Origin of the sequence: Microcosmobacter mediterraneus (assembly GCF_031846265.1) — a bacterium.
GTDB classification, from domain to species: domain Bacteria; phylum Bacteroidota; class Bacteroidia; order Flavobacteriales; family Flavobacteriaceae; genus Microcosmobacter; species Microcosmobacter mediterraneus.
Genome location: NZ_JAVRIA010000001.1, coordinates 200,227 through 225,462 on the forward strand (window position 1 = coordinate 200,227; position 25,236 = coordinate 225,462).

The following is a 25,236-nucleotide window of genomic DNA, read 5'->3' on the forward strand; positions in this document are numbered from 1 at the left end:
ATTAATCGTGGTCTTCGTTTCCAAACGGTTTAATAATAATACCAACGCTAAAAATAAAACCGTCTGTTGGTGCATAGATTTCTGGAAATTCTGGATTTTCGTGTGGTGGTAAAACCAAAGGTGAAAACCTACTTTGTCTTCTGTCTGTAAAATTTTCAAAGTTCACAAATGCACTACCAAATTTAAAATTACGCATTAATAGTAAACCCATAGTTACAAAATCTGTCGTTTCTGTTCCGTTTGATAAAAACTGTTTTCCTGTATAAAATGTTTCGTAGCCAATTCTCCATTTATCAGATTCGTACATCAATACACTTCCTGCGTTATGTTTTGCGGTTAGTGGTTTTTGTGGATTTCCTGCCAAATAGTTCAATTTAGTGTCTATAAGTGCATAATTTAAAAACCATCTAAAATCTTTATAAGTAAACTTTATATTTGTTTCTGCGCCTTTGCTTAAAATTTCATCAGTTGCATTTTCAAATGCAAACATTCCGCTGTCTGTACTATTTAACAGCAAACCGTTGTTTATAGCAGTAACGTAAAAAAGTTGATTAATAGAAAAACCTATGGTTTCAAATAAACGTGTTTGATAATTGAAATCTAAATTTACACCATAAGAACGTTCTGCTTTTAGTGAAGATTTGTTAATGCCAAGTACATTTTCAAAGTTTATAAATTCAGCCTCTTCTGTAAAAATATCTGGAATTTTGTAACCTAAACCACCACCAATTCTACTTGAAAATCCATTAGTATTTTTATAAAGCACAGAAATTCTTGGAAGCGGAAAAAAGCCAAAGTCAGTATTGTAATCTGCTCGTAAACCAGTTTCTAAAATCCAATTATCGGAAAGGTCGTAAATGTTATTAGCAAACATTCCATAAGTGATGTCTTTTTGGTCACGTTGCAAAGTTGCTTTATCATTTTCATCAAAGTTGGAAGTGTATAAATTTGCTCCAAAAATCCAATCCGCTTTTGAAGTTTCTCTTTGATAAGTGATTTCCGTAAATGTGTTGGTTTGCTTACCATCAAAACTAAAATCGGGAATCGTCAATTTTCTATCAAAAAAAGAAATACTATTTTTAATGTTGAAAGAACTTATAGAATCTATTTGAGTTTTATAAACTGCTTGACTGCTCAATCTTTTTGAAATGTTTTCCTCTGTATATTGATGAATTCCGTTTTCTCCACTTTCTATCTTTGTAATATCTCCACCAATTCTATCATCATACGTTCCGTTTAAACCAAACCAAAATGTTGTTTTGTCTGAAGGATAATAAAAGAATTTTGGGTTGAATGAAATAGAAGTCGTTTTCGGTAAATTACTAAAGCCATCATCTTCTGGGTCATAAGCTTTTTGATAGTGACCTGAACCGTAAAGCGAAATACCAAACTTTTCATTTCGTTTGCTGTAAAATACATTTGCAGTACTTCCCAATGCTTGTGTTTGTGTAAGCATAATGTCTAAAGCAGGTTCTTCGTCAGGTGTTTTTGACACCATATTTACCAATCCAGCGATTGCTCCACCACCATAAAGTGTTGAAGAACTTCCTTTAATAATTTCAAATTGTTGTAAGTCTAAAGGTGGAATTTGTAAAATACTCAAACCACTTGAAAAACCTCCATAAAGTGGAAATCCATCTCTCAAAAGTTGTGTGTAACGACCGTCAAGACCTTGAATTCTAATGTTTGTACTTCCACTACTTAAAGATGTTTGTTGCATTTGTATTCCTGTACTTTCTCGAAGCACCATAGAAATATTTGTTGGATTCATTATGGCTTTTTCTCCCAATTCCTCAACTCCAATAAATTCAATTCTTGTTGGAATTTTTTTTACGGTTCTTGTACTTCTTGAAGATTGTAATACAACTTCATCCAATTCATTTCCTCCGCTTTTTAATTTGAAAATCAAGTCTGAATTACTTGGGATTTTAATAGTTGTTTTTAGAGTTTCAAAGCCTAAAAAAGAAACTATGATAATATGTTCGCCATTCGGAATTTCGTTAAAAGTTGCAATTCCGTCAAAATCGGTTACTGCTCCTTGTTCTAATTCTTCAAAATAGACTGTTGCACCTAATAATGGCTCGTTTTCAGTTTCTGAAACTACTTTTATTTGTATGTTAGATGTTTGCGCTTTTATAGAAAAGCACGTTATAATTGTGAGCATTGCGCTCAATATGTATTTATTCATTGAAAATGTAAAAATTAATTAACTAATTTTTTTTGACTTTTGGTCGATAATTTTAGCTAATTAATTGTGGCGGTTGCCAGATATTGGAATGAAAATCAAATCTATAGATTGTTTGATAAACAGATAGGATTTCTGTAGAAATTTGATTGTTAATACCTAATTCAAAAGTTTGAATTGGTTGATATGTAATTGCGATTCCGCAACAATTACAAATACAAGTAATTGGACAAGTATCATCACTATCATGTTGATTGTGTTCAGCAGATATTTCGTTTTGGTGTTGGTCTTCGGCATTATTTCCGTCAGAACAAGGTTTGATTGATAAACCAAGAATTAATAATGATAGTATGATAGTTATAAATTTCATTGGCACAAAGATAAATAAATTTCAATGCAATGGTGTTGCAAAGTTTTTCATTCCGATTGGCAAGAACGGATTTAGCGTTTGCAAAGAAACAGCTCTTTTGTTTTTTTAAGCGTTGGCTTTTCGCATTGGCAAAAAAAATAAATGTGCTGTTTGCGCGTTGGCTTTTTTAGTTCAAATGTTGATGTTTAGAGCGATTTTCCGCATTATGCCCAACGGTCTCGGCTATGAGTAGTTGCGTGGTTTAGCACTAAACCTTGCAAGTACACACCAAACTGAAAATCCGCGAGGATTTTCAGAAGTAGGCGAGAACAAGCAATTACTTATAGCCATTGTTGTGTGCTGGCTTTTATTCCATAATGTTCCAACCAAGCCAGCGGTTCAGTCAGATTATGTTTATTAAATTCTAAATGTATTACTCGTCTTTTTTTTCCGTTCGTTGTTCTGTTCGAAGCGTGTAAAGTCAGAGGTTTCATTAGCATTACTCCGCCTTTTTCTACTTCACAAACATATTCGTCTTCTATATTCCAATCTTTCGAGTCAGCACGAACTATTCCTTTCATATGAGATTTCGGAATTACTTTTAGTGCTCCATTGCTTTTGTCTGTTTTGTCTAAATGAATTCGTACTGTTATTGTATCTTGTAAAATCTCAATTGGTGGTTGAACTCCATATTGTCCTTTTTTAAAAGTCCAATTTGTATAATTTTCTAATTCCGTTTTTTGGTCAACCGAAATGCTCAAATCTTGATGATAAGCAACGAACCAATTCGATTCGCTCGGTTTGTCAAAATAGATTGCTTTAGTCAAGAAATATTCGGATTCGGAAAGGTCAGAGATTAATTCAGTCAGTTTTTTATTAAACAACAAATCGGTCAATTCAGGCACATTTTTGATTAATTGTCTAATCGCAAACAAGTCTTTTGTTTTCATAAACGAATTTCCGCTTTGTTCAGCATTCTCGATACAAGCTATAATTTGACTTATTTCAATGTCCGAATACAAGTCGGCTAAAACGGAATATCCATTTTTTTCAAGTTCTATTTTGTTCTTTTCGTAGCTCATTTTTCAGCTTGCACACAACTTGTTTGTGTATGGTTTGTTGCGTTTAGGTATGCGATTATTTTTCCGCAGTAACAATATAGTAAAAAGTACGCAAAGTTCTTCGTCTGAGCCAACAGTAGCAATTGACTATACACGTTGTTGGCAACTGGCTTTTATTTAATCAGACGGCATTTTTGACGTTACGTAAATCAATTCATCATAATTGTCCGATGTAAATTCTTTTATTGCGCTCTGTTCCGTTATTGTTCCAACTCCAATTATTTTGCTTTGGTCAATTTTTTTATATTCATCGACAGATATTATTTCTCCGTCAAGAACATATAAAGTTTTCTTGTCCGACTTTGTATTTGCTATTTCTCTTTCTTGTAATTTGGTCGTTAATAAAACAACTCCGTTTTTACCTTTTCCTCCGTATATTTTTTCAGCGTTTTCTTTTTTCAAATACTTAACCTTTGAAATATCCTCTTCAAGTAACAGGAACCAACCGTCATTCATTGTTTCATATTCAACTGCATATCCATCGATAATTAGCAAAGGGTTTTCCGTAAGCGAATTATCGACTTTCACGGAATTAATATAATTCGCCAAGTAAGTTTTGTCAGATTTCTTTTGGTTGCAGGAAATACACACAAAAATCAGAAGTAATATTATGTTTTTTGTTATTCGGTTCATTTTTCAGCGTAATGTTTTTAGCTTGTTGCCAACTAGTTATATGATAATAAATATATACTTTTTTTAGTGATAATCACGGGATAACATAATATTTTCCTGATGTTTATCAGGATTTGAGATACGTTGTATCGCAACATCTAAAGGGTTTTCAATCTTCATTAAATCTTTGCGCTTTACATGCGTATAAATCATCGTAGTCTCTGGTCTTGAATGGCCTAGTAAAGATTGTATATAACGTATATCTACACCATTTTCTAATAAATGTGTAGCATAACTATGTCTCAAAGTATGTGGCGTAATCTGTTTGTTAATATTGGCACGCTTACAACTGCGCTTTAAAAATTGCCTAACAGAAGCAGCACTATATTTGTCGCCTTCTTGTCCTTCAACAAAATAAACTTTTGGGTTATAACTCATGTAATAATTAGATAATAAAGGCATAAAACTATCTGCTAAGCTTACATAACGGTCTTTACGACCTTTTCCTTGTCTAATAATAAGTTGTTTTCGTTGAATATTAAAATCTGTTAGCTTTAGATTTATCAGTTCACCTATTCTTAGACCGCAAGAATATAATAAAGCAATTATTGCTCTATGTTTTAAATTCTTAGTATGTCTTAGTATTAATATTATTTCTTCATAAGATAAAACTAAAGGTAATTTTTTAGATTTCTTTGGGCGCTCTAGTTTTAGATCATCAATAGATGTATTAGTGAAAAATTGTGTAAAAAGCTTTAAAGCACTAATAAACTGTCTATGCGAACTTATTGAATACCCTTTTTTTGCTAAAACATCTTGAGCAAAGCGTTCAACATGTGTGTTAGTGAAATCTTCTGCTTCTATATCGTTATTGTATGACACAAAATCTGCCATAAAACTAGTGTAAGTATGTATGGTACTTTGGCTATATCGTTTACCTTTTAAGTATTTGTAGTAGTTATTTAGTAATGTTTTTTGATGTGGCTTAAAATTATATGATTTTCGTACACCAAGACTTGTGCTGTCTTTAATTGATTTATCGAAGTTGATATCGTTTATAATTGCTTCTCCTGCTAAAATTTGTTTTAGGTTATATAAGTTAAAATGAGTATGCTTTATATACCAAGTTTTTTTAGAAGTACTCCATTTAGCATTAAGTTTTTCTTTAAGTAAAGATTTAATGGCATAGTTAAACTTAAAATCTATACCTATTTGTTGATGACCTCGATGTTTAAGGTTTTTTAAAGTTACTGTGATTGAGTTTTGCATAACGTTGATAATGAAAAAATTAACCATGTAAAATAGCTAAAAAAATCATCATTTCAAAACAAGGTTAACTCTTATTATACTATTTTGAAAAAATCAAGAAATACAAAACGTCCACTTTATACTTACAATAAAGCAGACGTTTATGACTTAAAACCAAATATGTATTTTTTAAAATTCTTCTGCTACCAAATCGGCCTGATTTCTAAATACTAAGGTATCATCGAAGGCATCTAATAGTATAATGCTATCTGTAGTTACTTTACCAGCTAATATTTCTTTACTTAAAGCATTAAGCACTTCTTTTTGGATCACTCGTTTTACAGGTCTGGCACCATACTCTGGTTCAAATCCTTTTTCGGCTAAATACGCTATGGCTTCTGCTGTGGCATCAAAAGTAATACCTTGTTGTGCTATCATCTTTGTAAGGCCTTTTAATTGTAAGCCTACAATAGCAATGATATCTGCTTTGCTTAATGGTGTAAATAGTATGGTATCGTCTATTCTATTTAAAAACTCTGGTCGTACACGCTGTTTTAGTAAGCCTAATACATCTACCTTAGAAGCCTCCATTGCAGTATCTATATCGTTTGTGGCTTCAAAGCGTTCTTGTATAATAGAACTTCCTATATTAGAAGTCATTATAATAATAGTGTTTTTAAAGTCGGCAACGCGGCCTTTGTTATCGGTTAAATGACCCTCGTCTAATACTTGTAATAAAAGATTAAAAGTATCCGGATGCGCTTTTTCAATTTCGTCTAACAATACCACTGAATAAGGCTTTCTGCGCACAGCTTCTGTGAGTTGTCCGCCTTCATCATAACCAACATAACCAGGAGGTGCACCAACCAATCTACTTACGGCATGGCGCTCTTGGTATTCGCTCATGTCAATCCTGGTCATAGCGTTTTCATCATCAAACATATAGTCTGCAAGAGCTTTGGCTAACTCTGTTTTACCAACACCTGTGCTGCCCAAAAACAAGAAAGTTCCTATGGGTTTGTCAGGGTTTTGTAAGCCAGCTCTAGAGCGTCTTACAGCATCACTAACAGCTACAATAGCGTCCTCTTGGCCTACAACACGTTTGTGTAGTTCCTCTTCAAGGTGTAGTAACTTTTCGCGTTCGCTCTGTATCATTTTGGTTACTGGTATACCAGTCCACTTAGCCACAACATCTGCAATATCCTCATAGGTTACTTCTTCTTTAATCAAAGCTGTTTCTTGTTGTGCTGCCAATTGTTTCTGATACCTTTCTAGCGCTTCGCTGGCATCTTTTATTGTACCATAGCGCAGTTCGGCTACCTTGCCATAGTCACCTTCACGCTCAGCACGTTCAGCCTCTAACTTGTAGTGTTCAATATCTTGTTTTATAGTTTGAATTTGGTCTACAACTTCTTTTTCAGATTTCCACTTAGCATTAATGGCGTTACGCTCTTCTTTTACATTGGCTAAATCAGCTCTAAGACTTTTTAATTTTGATTCATCCTTCTCACGTTTAATAGCTGCAATTTCAATCTCTAATTGCATAATTTTTCTATCTAATACATCTAACGCTTCGGGTTTAGAGTTGATTTCCATACGTAATTTTGAAGCGGCTTCGTCCATGAGATCTATAGCCTTGTCTGGAAGAAATCTATTGGTAATATACCTGTTTGAAAGTTCTACTGCACCAATAATAGCGTCATCCTTAATACGTACTTTATGATGGGTCTCATACTTTTCTTTAATGCCTCTTAGTATAGAAATAGCACTTTCTGTATCAGGTTCGTTGACTATTACGTTCTGAAAACGGCGCTCTAAGGCTTTATCTTGTTCAAAGTATTTCTGATATTCATCTAAAGTCGTAGCACCAATAGCTCTAAGTTCGCCTCTGGCTAAAGCTGGCTTTAAAATATTGGCTGCATCCATAGCACCTTGGCCACCACCAGCACCAACTAAGGTGTGTATTTCGTCTATAAATAGCACAATATCACCTTCGCTTGTAGTAACTTCCTTTATAACCGCTTTTAAGCGTTCTTCAAACTCACCTTTAAATTTGGCTCCAGCGATTAGTGCACCCATATCTAAGGCAAAAATTTGTTTGTCTACTAGGTTTTCAGGAATATCATCATCTATAATTCTATGTGCTAAACCTTCTGCAATGGCTGTTTTTCCAGTACCTGGTTCACCGACTAAAATGGGGTTGTTCTTTGTTCTCCGCGATAAAATTTGAAGAATACGTCGTATTTCTTCATCTCTACCAATAACAGGATCTAGCTTACCATCTTTAGCCAATTGGTTTAAATTTTTGGCATACTTGTTTAATGAGTTATAAGTCTCTTCCTGATTTTGTGAGGTAACCCTATCGCCTTTACGCAAATCCTCAATGCTACTAGTAATGGCGTTCTCTGTAACACCTTGATCTTTTAAAGCCTGAGCTATATTACTTTTAGACTTAAAAATGGCAAGAAATAAATGCGCTATAGACACAAAGTCATCATTCATTTTCTTTGCTAGGACTGAGGCATTGTTCAATGTTTGTCCAGCCTCTCTAGAAAGCATAATTTCTGTACCAGATACTTTAGAAAAACTTTGTAGTGCTTTGTCTAAAACCTGTTCTAACATAGCAGTGTTTACTTGCAGTTTTTTTAGCAAAAAGGGTAGTACGTTGTCATCAACCTCTAAAATACCTTTAAATAGGTGTTCGTTTTCTATCTGCTGATGTTCTAAGCTTTGAGCAAGCTGCTGTGCTTGTTGCACAGCGTCTTGTGATTTTATGGTATAAGTATTAAAGTTCATAATATGGCCACCCCTTTAGCGTGGTATCTTTTAATTGTTTGAATTCAGTTTATTTTCTTTTCCAAACACCTCAGTTCAACAATCCTACCAAGCAATGTTCTCAGACAAAATGTCTATAAAGCCTTGATTAATAGTGACTTTTTGTCAATTTAAAGCTGTGCAATTAATCAATTTAAGATCGTGTTGTGTCCTTGTATTGGTCACCAATTAGAAAATATCAACTATAGGTCGTATTTTTAAAAAAAAATTGCAATGCGTTTTCTGTGCTTACTTTTAGTCTTTTTATTGGCCTGTAATACAAATGCTCAAAATGTGCTTGATGATTTTGAAGGTAGTGGAGGTATTACAACCTGGTATGGCGATAACTGTTTAGTTAATACCAACAGAAATAATCCTTATCCTCAAGGTATTAACACCTCTAACAAAGTTTTAGAATACTTTGATAATGGAGGCCAATATGCTAACGTACGTTTTGATATGAGTACTAATTTAGACCTCATAACCAAAAACTCGTTTAGTATTAAAATATATGTACCATCTTCAGATATAACAGGTAGTCAGCCCAATCAGGTCTCTTTAAAATTGCAAGATGGTTCTTTGGCCGAACCATGGATTACCCAAACCGAAATTATTAAACCCATTGTTTTAAACCAATGGCAAGAACTCACCTTCGATTTTGAAAATGATCCTTTTATGAATTTAGACGGATCATCACCTGCACCATTGTTTAGAACAGATTTTAACAGAGTATTAATTCAAGTTAATGGCGAAAATAATAACGATAATGTTAGAGCCTACATCGATGATGTATCTCATTATGATACGGTAATAGATGATCCTATTTTTGATACCTTGGTATGGTCAGATGAGTTTGATGGTGCTTCTTTAGATGCTTCAAAATGGTGGCGACAAACGCAATTACCTCCTGGAGGAAGTTGGTATAACGGCGAAATACAGCATTATACCAATAGAGACGTTAACTCTAGTGTTAACAATGGTATTTTATCCATAAACGCTATAAAAGAGTTAGGTTATACTGATCAAGGATACTCTAAAGATTATACCTCGGCTCGTTTAAACTCTAAATTTGCATTTACCTACGGAAAAGTAGAAGTTAGGGCTAAATTACCAACAGGACCAGGGACTTGGCCAGCAATTTGGATGTTAGGAAAAAATATTAATGAAGATGGTGCCTATTGGGATAATCAAGGCTATGATACTACAGGTTGGCCAGCTTGTGGCGAAATTGATATTATGGAACATTGGGGAACAAACCAAAACTTTATACAAAGTGCCATGCATACACCATCTAGTTTCGGTAACACTGATAATAAAGGCGGACAAGTTATTCCAACAGTATCTAATGGTTTTCATGTATATTCTGTAGAGTGGACTCCAGAAAAAATGGTTTTTAGAGTAGATGGAGTAAAGCATTACGAATATAATCCTGCTATTAAAAACGCTAGTACTTGGCCTTTTGATGAGGAACAATATCTTCTTTTAAATGTAGCCATTTTACCCGAAATACACTCTAATTTTACCTCAAGTGCTATGGATATTGATTACGTTAGAGTATACCAACAAAGTACACTATCTAATCATGAGAATGGCTTAGATAGGGTAAGTATTTATCCAAACCCTGTGCGTAATGTGCTTAATCTGAAATTAAAAAACACAAGCCTGGCAATATCTAATTTAAGCATTACAGATCTTAATGGTCGTATTGTCTATGAAAATAATACTTATAATGCCATTCAAAATATGAGGTATAATTTAAGTGCTTTGCAATCTGGTGTTTATATAACTCAAGTGTCTTTTTCAAATGGCACAAAAGAAACGCATAAATTTATAAAGCAATAAAAAAAGCGACCAAATGGTCGCTTTCTTTTTAATTAGAGTTATACTTATTTGAATAGCGTTTCCAGAGTTTAGTCTGATGGGTTTCTAAACTAACATCTCTACCATCTATAAATGCACGTGTCAGTATATTCGTCCTCATATCTAAAGCATCACCTTCACTGATAAATAAAGTAGCACTTTTACCTTCTTCTAAGGAACCATACTCACTATCTATACCTAAAATTTTAGCTGTATTCAGTGTTATTAGCTGCAAGGCTTGTTCTTTAGTTAAACCATAAGCAACGGTTGTACCAGCATAAAACGGAAGGTTTCTAGAGTTCATTCGTTCCATTTGTCCATTGGCTTGTAAAGCTACTAAAACGCCTTGGTCTACTAATAGTTTAGCTAGTTTAAATGGCATATCGTAATCATGGTCTTCGTTACGTGGTCTACTATGTACTCTAGTTAATAGTACCGGAATATTATTAGACGTTAATAGGTTGGCAACTTTATACGCTTCATAGCCACCAACAACAACCATAGATTTAACACCTTGGGAGTTTGAGAAGTTGATAGCATCTGTAATACCTTTTTGATCGTTAACATTGATGTAGAGCTTTTTAGAGCCATCAAACAATCCTTTTAATGCTTTAAATGGTAGGTTAGTGGCACTGGTTTGGTTTTTAGCATCTACTTTACTCATGTTAAAAAAATCTGCTAATTCTGTAACCTGTTTTTTATAGTTTTTGTTTGGTTTTAAGCCAGGATCCTCACCAAGCCACCAACGTCCTCTGCTAAAACTATTGGGCCAATTAATATGTACACCATCATCTACTTTAACTACAGCATCTTCCCAGTTCCAAGCGTCAAATTGTACTACTGAAGAAGTACCAGAAATTCGTCCACTACGCGGTGTTACTTGTCCTAATAAAACGCCATTAGGTCTCATAGATTCTACGACTTTAGATTCAGAATTATAAGCAATAATACTTCGTATGTGTGGATTGTAACTTCCAGTTTCTGCATCATCATCAGTAGCTCTAACAGCATCAATTTCTACTAATCCTAATGTAGAATTAGGCACAATAAATCCTGGATATACATGTTTGCCATTAGCAGAAATAACTTCCATACCATTCAAATCCATTTTTACAACGGTACCATCTACAATGGTTTGTATTTTTCCATCTTTCAGAATAATAAGACTATTATCTATAATCTTTCCATTTCCTATATGTGCTGTAGCACCTACAATAGCAATATCCTTAGTTTGTTTAGGTGCTGGAGTTTGTTGTGCATAAACAGTAAAACAAACTGTTAAACAAAGAGCACCAAGTATATTATATAATTTTTTCATGTCTTTAATTTTTAAAATTGATGATCTTCGCTATCACAATGCATTAATTCTTTTGCTTTCTTTTTTATGGGTTGTGTTTTTAACCCTTTATTTTTTGCAGTCATCATCATATTAATAATTTCGGCTTTCTCTTTCTTAATCGTTGCTCTCATAGCACGATCTCTTTCAATATCAAAATAAGTAACCCCTTCAATAATAGTTTTTTCTGCTTTAGCATAAATAGATAACGGATGATCACTCCAGAGAACTAAGTCAGCATCTTTACCAACTTTTATACTACCAACTCTATCATCGATATGTAATAACTTTGCTGGATTTAAGGTTACAAACTTCCAAGCATCTTCTTCATTAACACCACCATATTTTACAGATTTAGCTGCCTCTTGGTTAAGACGCCTAGACATTTCGGCATCGTCACTATTAATTGCTGTTACCACACCTTGGTTATGCATAATGGCAGCATTGTAAGGAATCGCATCATTTACTTCGTACTTATAAGCCCACCAATCACTAAAGGTAGAACCTCCAACACCATGGGTTTTCATTTTATCAGCAACTTTATAGCCTTCTAAAATGTGTGTAAATGTATTAATGTTAAAATTGAAACGCTCTGCCACTTTCATTAGCATATTAATCTCACTTTGTACATAGGAGTGGCAAGAGATGTAACGTTCTTTATTTATAATTTCTGCCAATACCTCTAACTCAATATCTTTTCGGTAAGGTTTGCCACTTTTCTTTAAATCGTCATAGGCTTTTGCTCTACTAAAGTAATCCACATAGACTTGTTCTACTCCCATTCTGGTTTGAGGAAATCTATCGGTTTCTAAATCGCCCCAATTAGATTGCTTAACATTTTCACCTAATGCAAATTTTATAAACTTAGGACTGTTATCATAAACCAATTCTTGAGCAGATTGGCCCCATTTTAATTTAATAATGGCAGAGCGTCCACCTATTGGATTTGCCGAACCATGTAAAATTTGAATAGAAGTAACACCACCTGCCAGATTTCTATAAATATCAATATCTTCAGGATCTAAAACATCTTCAATAGATACTTCTGCCGTAGAATTGTGTCCAGATTCGTTTATGGAAGTTGCAGCAATATGAGAATGCTCATCTATAATCCCAGCTGTTAAATGTTTGCCAGTGGCATCAATGACTTTAGCACTAGAGTCTGATATATTTTTCCCAATCTTAGAAATTTTCCCATTTGTTACTAAAACATCAACATCATTTAAAATACCATCACTTTCATTAGTCCAAACGGTTGCATTTTTAAAGAGTAGATTTTCAGCTTTAGGAAGCGTGCTAAAACCATAAGCCATATTAGGATACGTTACAGGGAAAATTTTCTGATCCTTGTGGTCTTTAGATGTCTTAGCATTTTTTTCTTTAGACTTAGCCTCAGCCGTATCTTTTTTAGCCATAAAAGACATTTCGTTTCCGTTAGGATGTAAGGCTTTCCCTTTTAAATAACCATTATCTAAAACATTAGCAGTAACTCTAATAAACTCTTGTTTTGTAGAATCTTCAGTAGTGAAAGCTAAATTAATCCAATCGTTAGCAAAGGAGAGTTTAGAACCTCGTTTCTTATCATTACTTACAATTTCAGATTTTGGTTTGCTTGATGTACCACTAACCTTAAGCGTATAAGATTTACCACTGAGTTTAAATGTGTAAGCTCCTGTAATATCTTTAGTGCTCATGTCTTCGATTACATTTTTTTGACCTTGAACCCAATTTTCATATAGTTTAGTTTTAGAATCAAAAATATCACCAGAGGTAATTAATAAGTTAGCATAATTACCATTTTTAAGGCTTCCAATACTGTTAGATTTGCTTAGTATTTCAGCAGGAATTGTAGTAAGCGCTTCTAAAGCTTTAGTTTTATCAAATCCAAGAGTTATGGCTTGCATTAACTTAGATTTAAATTCTTTAGTCGATTTTAAAGCGTGTGTAGTTAAAGCAAATTTCACATTATTATCAGCCAGTACTTTAGGGTTGGTTGGTTCCTGATTCCAAGCTTTTAAATCTGCAAGAGCAAGAGAAGAACTTAAAAAAGTATTATCTACATCATAAGCTTTCCTGAAGTTTATAGGAATAATATAGGTGGCATTAGTAGATTTGATATCATTAATATTTTCGTATTCGTCACCACCACCAAGAATGATGTATTGAATGCCATACTCATCGCCAACTTTATCTGCTCTTAGTGCATTCATTTTACTACCTGCTGCAAATATTTGGGGTAAGGATTTGTTTTTGTTTAAAGCTTCTAAAGACATATCTTTTGTTGTTGAAGCACCAGTGGCATACCAATCGGCATCTAAATACATTTGTCTTAGTAAGGCCATACTTCCCATCATAGAGGTAGGATAGGATTGTCTAGAGGCAGCACTTTTACTAAAGGATAAGTATTGCGCAGAATTGGCATCAATTATTCTATCAGAGTTGGTTCCAGAAGAGTTAAGTGCAACTAAAACTCCAGAACCACGTACAATACCATCTTGCATGTGCGTATTTACAACTCCAAAACCAAGTTTTCTAAGTTCTGTTGCTTTTTTAGAATCAAATTGAAAGCTAGATATCCCTTTTTGTTCTGGCATAATATGGTCATTCCAATAATAACCAGATCTACTAGCATCATATTGAGGACCATTACCACGTTTGCGTTCCGGTTTTTTTATTCCGAAGTCCGTAAAAATATCAATAAATGAAGGGTAAATTGTTTTACCTTCTAAATCAACTACTGTACAATTTTCTGGTAAGTTAACACTTGTTCCTGAGGATACAACTTTTCTATCTTTAATAAGTAGTGTTCCTTTTTCAATAATAGAGGTCGGAGACACATAAATCTTAGCATTGGTAAATGCTGTGTAGTTAGTATTAGACGTTTTAACGCCTGTATTTTTTGGAAAATAGTCTTGTGCAGAGACTAACATAGTTCCAAAAAACAGAACTACAATACATAAAAATCTTGGCATAAAGGGTTAGTTAATAAGTTAAAGTCTTTAAAGATAGTAATTCTCTTTGAAGCTACATTTTTTAAAAAGATATTTAACGATTTAGAAGCTTAGATTGTTCAAAATAGTTAACATATAATGCAACGACATAACTATAACTTTTAATACCAGCAGACTGATTATTGGCTTTAAGAAAACCACTATAAGTTGTTTTAAATAAAGGTTCTAAAGGGTTTTTATAGCGCTCCCAAAACAGACTTACATCATTATAATTTTTTAAGACACCTGTATTAATTTGTTCTATGAATTTATCATACTGTTTTGGTGCTCTTTTGTAGAGTTCTCCAAGACAATGATTTAAAGCAAAAGCATAACCAGAATATCTGAAGTAAATATCTGGATGATGAATGGCAGCAAGGCTTCCAATAAAATTAGCTTCATTCTCTGCAGCATAACCTAATTGATGTGCTACCTCATGACTAGCTGTAGAAGGATACTTAAAACCAGGAATTAGACCATCAATTTGAGCCTCATTAGTAAATGGATTTAAGTAACCAGAAAAACCCATATACGTTAATGGAATACTATATAACGATCGTTTTATACTTTTTGTGTTGTAAGCTAAATGACTGTATTGTTTTGAAAGTTCTTGATAACCTAAAGGCACTTTGTTTAGCAACTCAGTTTTGTCAAAGTTATACTCTATTTTGAGTGTGTCTGAAAGACTTAAACTATTATGAATGCTATTAGTTCTATCAATTAAATTTTGTGTAACGTGCATTAAAGATTCAGTTGAGTAGGTAGCTTTTAATTGAAGGGATTGATGTAGCGGCAACCTGTAATAATTGAAAGCCCAAAGCGCATGAAAAGCAAAATATAAAATAGATATCGTAGATAAAATATCTATACTCCAATTAACAGTGTCTTTAAAAATTCGTTTTCTATGTAATATGAGCCATCGTATAATTAAGATTCCACCAACCGTGTAAAATAAATCACCAAACGAAAAAGGGAGCCATCCAAAGGCGTAATGCATTAATTGCGAAATCCATTTATAAATGCCATTACTGTAAACCGTCTCTACAAACTCCGGGAAATATTTTAAAAAACGTAATCCAATGATTTGTGCTACTAAACCAAAAGCTAAAATTATTTTAAGACGTTTGCTCATGGTTCAAATGTAGGAAATGTTTAAGACAATGATTTCTTAAAATAGAATCTCGTTTTTTACCTTTGCACTTCACTAAAATAAAAGTATGAGTTCAGAAATAAGAGCACTAGAACCAAAAGCCCTTTGGAATAAATTTGCAGATTTAAATGCTGTACCTAGGCCTTCAAAAAAAGAAGAGCATGTTATTCAGTTTATGCTAGACTTTGGTAATAACCTTGGATTAGATACTATGGTCGATGGTGTTGGAAACGTCATCATTAGAAAACCAGCTACATCTGGAATGGAAGATCGTAAAACTATTGTGATGCAATCGCATTTAGACATGGTGCACCAAAAAAATAATGACACTACATTTGATTTTGATAAGCAAGGCATCGAAATGTATGTAGAAGGCGATTGGGTAAAAGCAAAAGGTACAACGCTAGGTGCTGATAATGGATTAGGTGTTGCTACAATCATGGCAATTTTAGAAAGCGATTCTATTGCGCATCCTGCTATAGAAGCCTTATTTACCATTGATGAAGAAACAGGGATGACTGGTGCAATGGGACTAGAAGGTGGTATATTGAAAGGTGAAATTCTTTTGAATTTAGATACAGAAGAAGACGATGAAATTGGTGTTGGTTGTGCTGGTGGAATTGATGTTACGGCAACGCGTTCTTATAATGAAGAAGCTACACCAGAAACTAAAATTGGTTATAAGATTAAAGTTAAAGGCTTGCAAGGAGGACACTCTGGTATGCAAATACACGAAGGACTTGGCAATGCTAACAAAATTATGAATAGGTTACTATTTGATGGTTTCGAAAACTTTGGACTGAGAATTTCTGAAATAGATGGAGGAAGTTTAAGAAATGCTATTCCAAGAGAGAGTGTTGCTGTGGTAGCTTTAGATGCTATGCATGAAGATGTATTTAAAAATGAAACTCAGCAGCTTGCACAGACGATAAAGTCTGAATTTAAAACCATGGAACCAGGTTTAGATATTGAATTAGAACCAATAGATACACCAATAATGATTATGGATTTAGGTGTGCAAGAAGGCTTAACAAGAGCGATTTATGCAGCATGTAATGGTGTGTATAGAATGAGTGCAGATATTCCAGATTTGGTAGAAACCTCAAATAACATCGCTAGAGTAGTCGTTAAAGATGGTCATATAAAGATTGGTTGTCTTACACGCTCATCTGTAGAAAGTTCTAAACTAGATTTGGCAAATACGCTGAGAGCAACGTTTGAGCTCACTGGTTGTGAAGTTGAGTTTTCAGGTAGTTATCCTGGTTGGAAACCAAATATGGATTCTGATATTCTAAAAGTAATGGTGCCACTCTATAAGCAGCTCAATAATGGTGAGAAACCTCATGTTGCTGCATGTCATGCAGGATTGGAGTGTGGTATATTAGGAACTAATTATCCAGATATGGATATGATTAGTTTTGGCCCTAATATAAAAGGTGCGCACTCACCAGATGAACGCGCTCAAATCTCTTCAGCACAAAAGTATTGGAGATTTGTATTGGAGATATTAAAGAATATTCCTAAATCTTAAGTATAAAAAAAAGCAGCTCTTTGAGCTGCTTTTTTTATGTATTTACATTTTATTATTCTACTATTTCAAGCATTTCTATAATAAATACGACATCTGCATTAGGTGGAATAAAACCACCACCAGCTCCGCGTTCTCCCCAAGCAAGGTGAGAAGGTAATAGTAAATAGGCTTTATCACCAACACTCATTTGTGCAGCACCTTCTTTAAAACCTGCAACAACTCTTGCATCTGGTGAAATTTTCAGATCCATTGGTTTGTACATGCCTCTGGATACTTTTTGTGGATTTAACTCACCATAATGTTTCTTTTCAACATCTTCAAGGTTACTATCAAATAGACGACCATCAGTAAAATGACCTTGATAATTCAGTTTAACATTAGCGCCTTGAGCTGGTTTTGCACCTTCACCTTTGGTTATATAATGCATCTTTAAACCAGATGGCAATTCTATTAAATCTTTATTATACTCATCAAAAAGAACTTTCATATCAACACCAGCTAAGGCATTGGTCTCTTCTCTTAGTTTTTCAGCTTCTTCTGCTTTAGCTTTAGCTTCTTCTTTAAGTGCATTAAAATGATCTTCTACTTTAGGCATTTCCTCTTCAAAAACTTTAGGTGCATTAAAGGATTTGGCCGCAGAACCTTTTCGTATAATATTTAGATCTGTAATAATAACATCTTTAACTGGTTTGTGGTTTCTTGCTTGCGGATTTACTACTTCTACATTAGAAATAGAATCTTGTATTTCAATACCTTTTACTAATTCACCAAAAACGGAGTGACAACTAACACGTGGCTGATCACAAGGTTTTAAATTGCCATTGGCATCATAAATGTCTAAGCTTGGATATGGAACCTCTGTAATAAAAAATTGACTTCCGTTAGTGTTGATGCCACCACTATTAGCCATAGACAATAATCCAGGTCTATCGTGTTTTAAATCAGGATGAAAATCTGCTGCAAATCTATAGCCTGGTGTTCCTCCTCCTGTTGCAGTTGGATCACCACCTTGAATCATAAATTGATCCATAACTCTATGGAACGTAAGACTATCATAGAAAGGTTTCCCCTTGTATTTTTCATCAACCATAGGATGATTTCCTTCGGCTAAAGCCACGAAATTGGCTACAGTTACTGGTACTTTATCGTAAAATAGTTTAGCAACCATCGTACCTTTATTAGTAACGATTTCTGCATATATACCATCGTCTAAATCTGGATGTTGCGCTTTACATGAAGACACTAAAACTAGTGCAGCAATAACTAAGAATTTTAAGCTTTTATTAATCATTTTTGTTTTTGGGTTATTGAGTTTAAAGTTACTTTACAAACGAGAGGAATATTGGTTCCAATCTTATTGGTATCACCATAATAGCCATAGGCTTTTTGAGATGGAAATATAAAGATTACAGTTTCTGAGGGTTTCATTAATTTTAAACCTTCTCTTAATCCTGTAAATAATTCTTCTTGATCCATAGTGTATTGTTGTACACCAATTTCATTTTCAGAATAGATTTCTCTACCATCTAAATCTTTTACATTGTATTTAAATTGAATTAAATCACCAAAAGAGGGTTGGATAGAGTCTGCTTCAATTCTCGTATGGTAATAATACCAAAAACCACTTTCTGAAGCAATATAATTGTGTTCTGTATCCTTGTCTATGAGTTGCTTAATGTAGCTACGTTCTTTTTCATTTAACTTTTTGTTACGTTCTGCAGATTCTTGTATAAATGAACCAGAAGAAACGCTAATAGGTAAACGGGCTTCTGGTGGTTTGCATGATACCATAATTAAAGCAATGATTAGTAAGTTAAGGACCTGTTTCATGGAGTTAGGGCATTTTTATAGTCAGGTAATATACTAATAAATTTTTCAATGGTTTTAGTTAAAGTTAATTCACTCTTTCCACCAGCTGCATTGGTATGTCCACCTCCATTAAAGTGTGCTCTAGAGAATTCATTAACCGAAAAATCACCTTTACTTCTTAATGAAATTTTGATAATACTTTCTTGAGAGCTTTCAATAAATATGGCAGCAAACACTATTCCTTTTAATGATAAGGCATAATTTACTACACCTTCAGTATCTCCTTTTTGAAAATTAAAGGTGTCTAATTCCTGTTGAGTTAAACTTATATATGCTGTATTGTATTCAGGTAAAACCTTCATGTTGCTCAAGGCTGTGCCTAACAATTGTAAGCGCTCGTATCTATTAGTATCGTAGATAGCATTATGTATTTCAGAATTATGAGCACCTTTATCTATAAGATTAGCAATAACTCTGTGTGTTCTACTTGTTGTTGATGGAAAACGAAATGATCCTGTGTCTGTCATTATTCCTGTATAAAGGCAAGATGCGATAGCACTATTAATTTGTTCAGAATCTCCTAAAAATTCAATAAAATTATAAACCATTTCACAGGTTGAAGACATACTAACATCAGAGTACATATATTTAGCATAATCAGCTGGTTGTTGATGATGATCTATCATTATTTTTAAACCGTTTGAAGTATTGAGCACATCTTCCATGTCACCAGTTCTAAATAAGGCGTTAAAATCTAAAGTAAATATAAGATCAGCATTATGTATTAATATATCTGCTTTATCCTTATTAGTATCATAATGTAGAATTTTGTTTTCACTTGGCATCCATTTTAAAAACGACGGATAGTCATTAGGAGCAATGATTGTAATGTTATGCTTGTATTGGAGCAAATAATGATAAAGTCCTAAGCTAGATCCTATGGCATCACCATCAGGATTTTTATGAGGAACTATAACTATAGATTTGGGTGAACTTAAAAGTGCTTTTATTTCTGAAATTTCAGTCTTTGTCATAGGCAACTAAGATACAATTTTTAATATGCTTTAGCGTGGTTTTTTATACATAAAAATGTTACTTTTGCACGCAAATTCGCTAAGTCGAGAAAAAACAATAAAACAAAAACATGGCAACGAACAGAACATTTACAATGCTAAAACCAGATGCAGTTGAAAAAGGGCATATTGGTGCAATACTAGAAAAAATAACAGCTTCAGGTTTTAGAATAGTAGCAATGAAGCTCACACAAATGACAACAGCAGACGCTCAGACATTTTACGCTATTCACAAAGAACGTCCGTTTTTTGGTGAGTTAGTAGAGTATATGACTAGAGGTCCAATAGTTGCTGCAATCTTAGAAAAAGAGAATGCTGTAGAAGATTTTAGAACTTTAATTGGTGCTACAAATCCTGCAGATGCTGCTGAAGGAACTATCCGTAAATTATATGCTGCTTCAATTGGTGAAAATGCAGTACATGGTAGTGATAGTGATGATAACGCTGCTATTGAAGGAGCTTTTCATTTTTCAGGAAGAGAGCAATTCTAAAATAACGTTTCATAATACCATTCAAAGCAACTCTTACGAGTTGCTTTTTTTTGCTTAAACACATAATTAATAAAGAATATTACAGATTATGTAATGTATTAACAGATTTGTTGACAAAAACAGTGTTTTTTAATGAGGAAATTTTAAATATCAGTTGTTATATGTATAATTGCACACCTTAAAAAGAAGAATTCATGAAAAAGATCTTAACCATCATTACTTCCCTATTGGTCTTCTGTACAGTATTTGGACAGAATAAATCAGAAAAATTATCTCAGTTATTTAGACTTACCAAAGCTAAAATAACACTTAACCAGAGTACGCAAGTTCCAAACTTTATAAAATTTAATCCTAATAGCTCATTACAATTAAGAGGGACTAGTGTACAAGATAAGGCCTTATCGTTTTTAGAAGATTATAAAGCCATATATGGTATCTCAGAGGTGAGTGCTAACTTGAGGTTAGCTGACGTTAAGGTTGATAATTATGGTATGAAAAGGGTAATCTTAAAACAAGAGCATGATAATGTACCTGTTTTTGATTCAGAATTACGTTTTCACTTCAATACTAATAATGATTTAACAGCTATTAATGGAAACTTTATGCCTAATATTAAACTTAATGCTACACCTTCAATACCTAAAAGTCAGGCTAATACCATTGCTTTAAATACCATTAGTGGCACCAATTTAGAAGTTTACAAGAGTACATTATTTGTGTTTCCTAAGGGCTTAGTAGAAGGTTATGTTTCTGGTTATCATTTAGTATATGAAGTTGAGGTTGTGAATTATTCAGATGTTAGAGAATTTATTTATGTAAATGCTCATAATGGTTCTATTGTTCAGCAATTTACAGGAATAGCACATGCTTTAGATAGAGTAGTGTCTGAAAATAACGATGGTAATGTTGTGTGGGAAGAAGGTGATGCTTTTCCTGGTATATTAGATTTATGGCAGCAGAATGAAGTCGTGGTATCTGCTCACATGTATAACTTCTTTAAAAATGCATTTAACTATGTATCATATGATGGTGCAGATGCGCAAATGCGAACTGTAAATAATAATGTTAATATACCATGTCCTAATGCGACTTGGAATGGGTTTACAGCAAATTTTTGTGATGGTACAGCCTCTGATGATGTTATTGCGCACGAATGGGGACACGCTTACACTCAATTTACTAATAATTTAATATACGCCTTTCAGTCTGGTGCAATTAACGAAGCCTACTCTGACATTTGGGGAGAAACCATTGATATTTTAAATAATTATGAAGATGATGATGAAGATTTATCATTAAGAACAGGATGTAATAGTTCTGAACGTTGGATTATGGGTGAGGATGCTACAGCAATTGCTGGTGGTAATGGTTTAAGAGACTTATGGGATCCAACCTGTAGAAATGATCCAGGTAAAGTCACAGATGGTGAGTATTCTTGTGGTAATTTTGATTTAGGCGGTGTACATATTAATTCAGGAATACCAAATCATGCTTATGCGTTATTGGTAGATGGTGGAAACTTTAATGGTTTTGATGTTGGTGGAATTGGATTTACAAAGACAGCACATATTTTTTGGAGAGCTCAGAGCACCTATTTAACTGCTACTAGTGATTTTGAAGATTTAGCTGATGCCTTAGAAGCATCTGCACAAGATTTATTAGGTATAAACTTAGAGGGTTTAACAACAGAAGAAGTTCCTGCAGGTCCTTCAGGAGAGGTTATTATTCCTAGAGATATAGATCAAGTCATTGCTGCAATATTTGCAGTAGAAATGCGCATAAATCCAGATGCCTGTGGCTATGAACCTTTACTTGGTCCTACAGATCCTTTATGTGGAGCAGCGTCAACAGGTCAGATTTTCTTTGAAGATTGGGAAGCTGGTATAGGTTTATGGACCGTAGAGCAATTACCAGTAAATGCTAGTACTTGGACACCAAGAGATTGGGAAGTAGTTTCAGGTTTACCAGATGGAAGACTAGGTAGCGCAATTTTTGCAGCAGATCCTATTATTGGAAATTGTGGTAGTGATCTAGAAAATGGTCTTATGCGTTTGAACAGTCCTGTTATGACAATGCCAGATTTTAGTGATGGAATCTACGAAATGGCTTTTGACCATTATGTGCTTACCGAATTTCTTTGGGATGGTGGAAACATTAAATATAGTTTAGATGGAGGTGATTGGACGCTTGTACCAAGTGCTTCATTTTTAACAAACCCTTACAATACAGATCTTAATGCAGCTTCTGCAGGTAACGATAATCCTATTGCTGGTGAACCTAGTTTTACAGGCCAAGATGGTGGAACCGTTTCTAGTAGTTGGGGACAAAGTAGTATAGATTTATCATCTTTAGGAGTTACAGCAAATTCATCTATTCAGTTTAGATTTGAGTTTGGATCAGATGGTTGTAATGGTCGCTTAGGCTGGTTTGTGGATGAGATCGTCGTTTACAATTGTGCTTTAGAAAGTTTATCTGTAGATGAAGAAAACCTTTTAGCGAGTACTTTACAAGTCTATCCTAATCCTTCAAACGGATTGTTTACGCTAAAGAAAACTACTTTAATTGAACTAGAACGTACTGAGGTTTATGATATTAATGGCAGAGTGGTTAAAGCCCTAAGTTTAAAAGGAATGGGTTCTGAGAAACAAATTGACTTAACAAATGCTGCTTCTGGTATTTATTTTATGAGAGTACAAACCGAAACTGCGAGTAAAACGTTTAAATTAATTAAACAATAAGTATTTAATATATAAAAAAAGCCTCTCAGAAATGAGAGGCTTTTTTTATCGTAGTACTATTTTTTTAATGATATCTTTTTTCAAGGCTTCATTAAGCATGGTCATTATTTTTTCTTTACCATAACTTAATTCTTCTCGTAACACAGAAGAGCTGAGTTGTACATATAAGATATCTCCTTTTAATTGAATATCTGTGGTGTAATTATTTACGCCATTTCCCATAAGGTTTTGCCAGGCTTCTTTTACGTTAACCTTATCTAAGCCATGTTCTAGTTTATTAGATTCTACAAAGGCTTTTAGGAGATCTTCCATGGAAGAGTGGTCGTTATGTCGTTTACTCATTCGTTTATGTTTATACCTTCAAAACGTTTGTAAATATATTGAGTGCCTAAGTCATTAACAATAATCATTTGCGTTTCATTAGCAGAAGCAATGGTTTCTTGCCATTCATCATAAAGCGTTTTATAGTTAATCATTATTTCACCTTCATTAACTAGTAATGTAAAGGGTTCTTTATCATCTGAGGTTTCGTAACCACCATTAAAATTTGGTTTTAATTTTTTTCTAAATCCCTCTAAACTATCATTAACAATAAAATAATCTATAACTTGGTTAACAGTGTAAGTCCTTTCCTCGTTATTAGCATTAATTACTTTTTCTATTTCCCAATAACCAGTTATATGCGGAATCATGGCCTTGGCATCTTTTTTACAGCTAAAAACACATGCAATAATTACAAAAAGCAGAGTGTATTTTGTTAGTTGATGCTTCATGTTGTTTATAGTTTAAATATTTTGTAAGATTGATGCGTTTCTTTAACAACGGCTTCTGTACGTTCAGCATGTGTGTCGCTAATAAATAATTGTCCAAAATGAGCATCATCTACTAATTTAATAATTTGCGCTACGCGATTTTCATCTAGTTTATCAAAAACATCATCTAATAATAAAATAGGAGCAACACCACTTTGTTGTTTCAAAAAATCAAACTGTGCGAGTTTTAAGGCTACTAAAAATGATTTTTGTTGCCCTTGACTTCCAAATTTTTTAACAGGATAATCTTCAATTAAAAATTGTAAATCGTCTTTATGGATACCAACAGACGTGTATTGCAGTGCCTTATCTTTATTAATGTTATCCTCTAAAAGTTGTTTTAGGCTGTTTTCAAATAAATCGCTCTTGTATTTTAACTGTACTGTTTCATTAGCATTACTGATGGCAACATAATGTTCTTGAAATATTGGAATAAATTCCTTTAAAAAAGCATCTCGTACTTTAAATAGTTCTGAGCCAAATACTTCTAATTGCGTATTGTAAATATCTAAAGTCTCAGCATTAAAGGTGTTATTTAGTGCAAAGTATTTTAATAATGCGTTGCGTTGCGATAGTATTTTATTGTAATTAATGAGGTTACTTAAATACGTTTTGTTACTCTGAGAGATAACGCTATCTATAAATTTTCGCCTAGTATCACTGCCTTCAATAATGAGATCTCTATCAGCTGGAGAAATAATAACTAATGGAATAAAACCAATATGATCACTAAATCTGTCGTAGGCTTTAGCGTTTCTTTTAATTATTTTTTTCTGACCACGTTTTAAAGACACAATAATTTTTTCTTCATTTTCATGCTTGTTAAAAACACCATCTACAACAAAAAAATCGGTATTATGCTTAATATTCTGGCTAGATATAGGATTAAAATAACTCTTTCCAAAAGCTAAATGATAGATAGCATCAAGGACATTGGTTTTACCAATACCATTAGCGCCAACAAAACAATTTATCTTCTCATCGAAGCTAAAAGTCTTGCTTTCAAAATTTTTATAATTGATCAAAGAGAGTTGATCGAGTTTCATAGTATTATAACGAGATTCTTAGCTATCACTTAAAGAACCTGCAAATTATCGAAAAATATCAAATAATAAGC

19 protein-coding genes are annotated in these 25,236 nt (G+C 33.6%); 4 read left to right on the top strand and 15 right to left on the bottom strand.

The genetic code is table 11. From position 1 onward, the window contains the following. Position 1: 1 nt before the first annotated feature. The 6 genes from RM697_RS00875 to clpB all read right to left on the bottom strand — a co-directional run bounded on the left by RM697_RS00875 (position 2) and on the right by clpB (position 8,311). A complete protein-coding gene (locus RM697_RS00875; protein WP_311425949.1) occupies positions 2-2,188 on the bottom strand; it encodes a TonB-dependent receptor in 2,187 nt (728 codons plus the stop codon). A gap of 52 nt (positions 2,189-2,240) precedes the next feature. Then, positions 2,241-2,555, bottom strand: a complete 315-nt coding sequence (locus RM697_RS00880) for a DUF6660 family protein (protein ID WP_311425950.1) — start codon at positions 2,553-2,555, stop codon at positions 2,241-2,243. Positions 2,556-2,875: 320 nt separating this feature from the next. Further along, a complete protein-coding gene (locus RM697_RS00885) occupies positions 2,876-3,616 on the bottom strand; it encodes a phytanoyl-CoA dioxygenase family protein (protein ID WP_311425951.1) in 741 nt (246 codons plus the stop codon). Between the two features lie 156 nt (positions 3,617-3,772). Then, positions 3,773-4,183, bottom strand: a complete 411-nt coding sequence (locus RM697_RS00890; RefSeq protein ID WP_311425952.1) for a hypothetical protein — start codon at positions 4,181-4,183, stop codon at positions 3,773-3,775. A gap of 168 nt (positions 4,184-4,351) precedes the next feature. Beyond that, positions 4,352-5,563: a tyrosine-type recombinase/integrase gene (locus RM697_RS00895; RefSeq protein ID WP_311425953.1), complete on the bottom strand. Its 1,212-nt coding sequence runs from the start codon at positions 5,561-5,563 to the stop codon at positions 4,352-4,354. Positions 5,564-5,704: 141 nt separating this feature from the next. Continuing rightward, positions 5,705-8,311: an ATP-dependent chaperone ClpB gene (gene clpB / locus RM697_RS00900; RefSeq protein WP_311425954.1), complete on the bottom strand. Its 2,607-nt coding sequence runs from the start codon at positions 8,309-8,311 to the stop codon at positions 5,705-5,707. A gap of 285 nt (positions 8,312-8,596) precedes the next feature. On the opposite strand from clpB, the gene RM697_RS00905 reads away from it, so the two are divergent. Then, complete coding sequence (locus tag RM697_RS00905; protein WP_311425955.1) at positions 8,597-10,171, top strand: glycoside hydrolase family 16 protein; 1,575 nt, start codon at positions 8,597-8,599, stop codon at positions 10,169-10,171. A 28-nt stretch (positions 10,172-10,199) separates the two neighbouring features. On the opposite strand, the gene RM697_RS00910 is transcribed toward RM697_RS00905, so the two are convergent. The 3 genes from RM697_RS00910 to RM697_RS00920 form a co-directional block, all read right to left on the bottom strand. Next, a complete protein-coding gene (locus RM697_RS00910) occupies positions 10,200-11,507 on the bottom strand; it encodes an amidohydrolase family protein (RefSeq protein ID WP_311425956.1) in 1,308 nt (435 codons plus the stop codon). An 11-nt stretch (positions 11,508-11,518) separates the two neighbouring features. Beyond that, entirely contained in the window at positions 11,519-14,497 is a 2,979-nt protein-coding gene (locus tag RM697_RS00915) for an amidohydrolase family protein (protein ID WP_311425957.1), read from the bottom strand. 73 nt (positions 14,498-14,570) lie between these two features. Next, complete coding sequence (locus tag RM697_RS00920; protein ID WP_311425958.1) at positions 14,571-15,647, bottom strand: DUF3810 domain-containing protein; 1,077 nt, start codon at positions 15,645-15,647, stop codon at positions 14,571-14,573. Between the two features lie 85 nt (positions 15,648-15,732). Between RM697_RS00920 and RM697_RS00925 the strand changes: the two genes are divergently transcribed. Then, positions 15,733-17,196 carry an aminoacyl-histidine dipeptidase gene (locus RM697_RS00925; protein ID WP_311425959.1) on the top strand — a complete coding sequence of 488 codons (1,464 nt, stop codon included), beginning with the start codon at positions 15,733-15,735 and terminating at the stop codon, positions 17,194-17,196. Between the two features lie 52 nt (positions 17,197-17,248). Here the strand turns inward: RM697_RS00925 and RM697_RS00930 are convergent, their stop codons facing one another. Genes RM697_RS00930 through RM697_RS00940 form a run of 3 tightly spaced genes read right to left on the bottom strand, consistent with a single transcriptional unit; the run spans position 17,249 to position 20,039 of the window. Beyond that, a complete protein-coding gene (locus tag RM697_RS00930) occupies positions 17,249-18,487 on the bottom strand; it encodes a peptidylprolyl isomerase (protein ID WP_311425960.1) in 1,239 nt (412 codons plus the stop codon). After that, positions 18,484-19,026: a gliding motility-associated peptidyl-prolyl isomerase GldI gene (gene gldI / locus RM697_RS00935; protein WP_311425961.1), complete on the bottom strand. Its 543-nt coding sequence runs from the start codon at positions 19,024-19,026 to the stop codon at positions 18,484-18,486. The genes RM697_RS00930 and gldI overlap by 4 nt, the downstream gene beginning before the upstream one ends. Beyond that, on the bottom strand, positions 19,023-20,039 hold the full coding sequence (locus tag RM697_RS00940; RefSeq protein ID WP_311425962.1) for a DHH family phosphoesterase: 1,017 nt from the start codon (positions 20,037-20,039) through the stop codon (positions 19,023-19,025). Before RM697_RS00940 ends, gldI begins: the two co-directional genes overlap by 4 nt. Positions 20,040-20,149: 110 nt before the next feature. Between RM697_RS00940 and RM697_RS00945 the strand changes: the two genes are divergently transcribed. Continuing rightward, on the top strand, positions 20,150-20,569 hold the full coding sequence (locus RM697_RS00945) for a nucleoside-diphosphate kinase (protein WP_311425963.1): 420 nt from the start codon (positions 20,150-20,152) through the stop codon (positions 20,567-20,569). A 194-nt stretch (positions 20,570-20,763) separates the two neighbouring features. Next, positions 20,764-23,307, top strand: coding sequence for a M4 family metallopeptidase (locus tag RM697_RS00950; RefSeq protein ID WP_311425964.1), 2,544 nt, complete (start codon positions 20,764-20,766; stop codon positions 23,305-23,307). 45 nt (positions 23,308-23,352) lie between these two features. Here the strand turns inward: RM697_RS00950 and RM697_RS00955 are convergent, their stop codons facing one another. From RM697_RS00955 to recF, 3 genes are read right to left on the bottom strand one after another with little or no spacing between them, the layout of a single operon-like run. Beyond that, on the bottom strand, positions 23,353-23,649 hold the full coding sequence (locus RM697_RS00955; protein ID WP_311425965.1) for a DciA family protein: 297 nt from the start codon (positions 23,647-23,649) through the stop codon (positions 23,353-23,355). After that, positions 23,646-24,080, bottom strand: a complete 435-nt coding sequence (locus tag RM697_RS00960; protein WP_311425966.1) for a lipocalin family protein — start codon at positions 24,078-24,080, stop codon at positions 23,646-23,648. The genes RM697_RS00955 and RM697_RS00960 overlap by 4 nt, the downstream gene beginning before the upstream one ends. Positions 24,081-24,085: 5 nt before the next feature. Next, positions 24,086-25,165: a DNA replication/repair protein RecF gene (gene recF, locus RM697_RS00965; protein WP_311425967.1), complete on the bottom strand. Its 1,080-nt coding sequence runs from the start codon at positions 25,163-25,165 to the stop codon at positions 24,086-24,088. Positions 25,166-25,236: the final 71 nt, after the last annotated feature.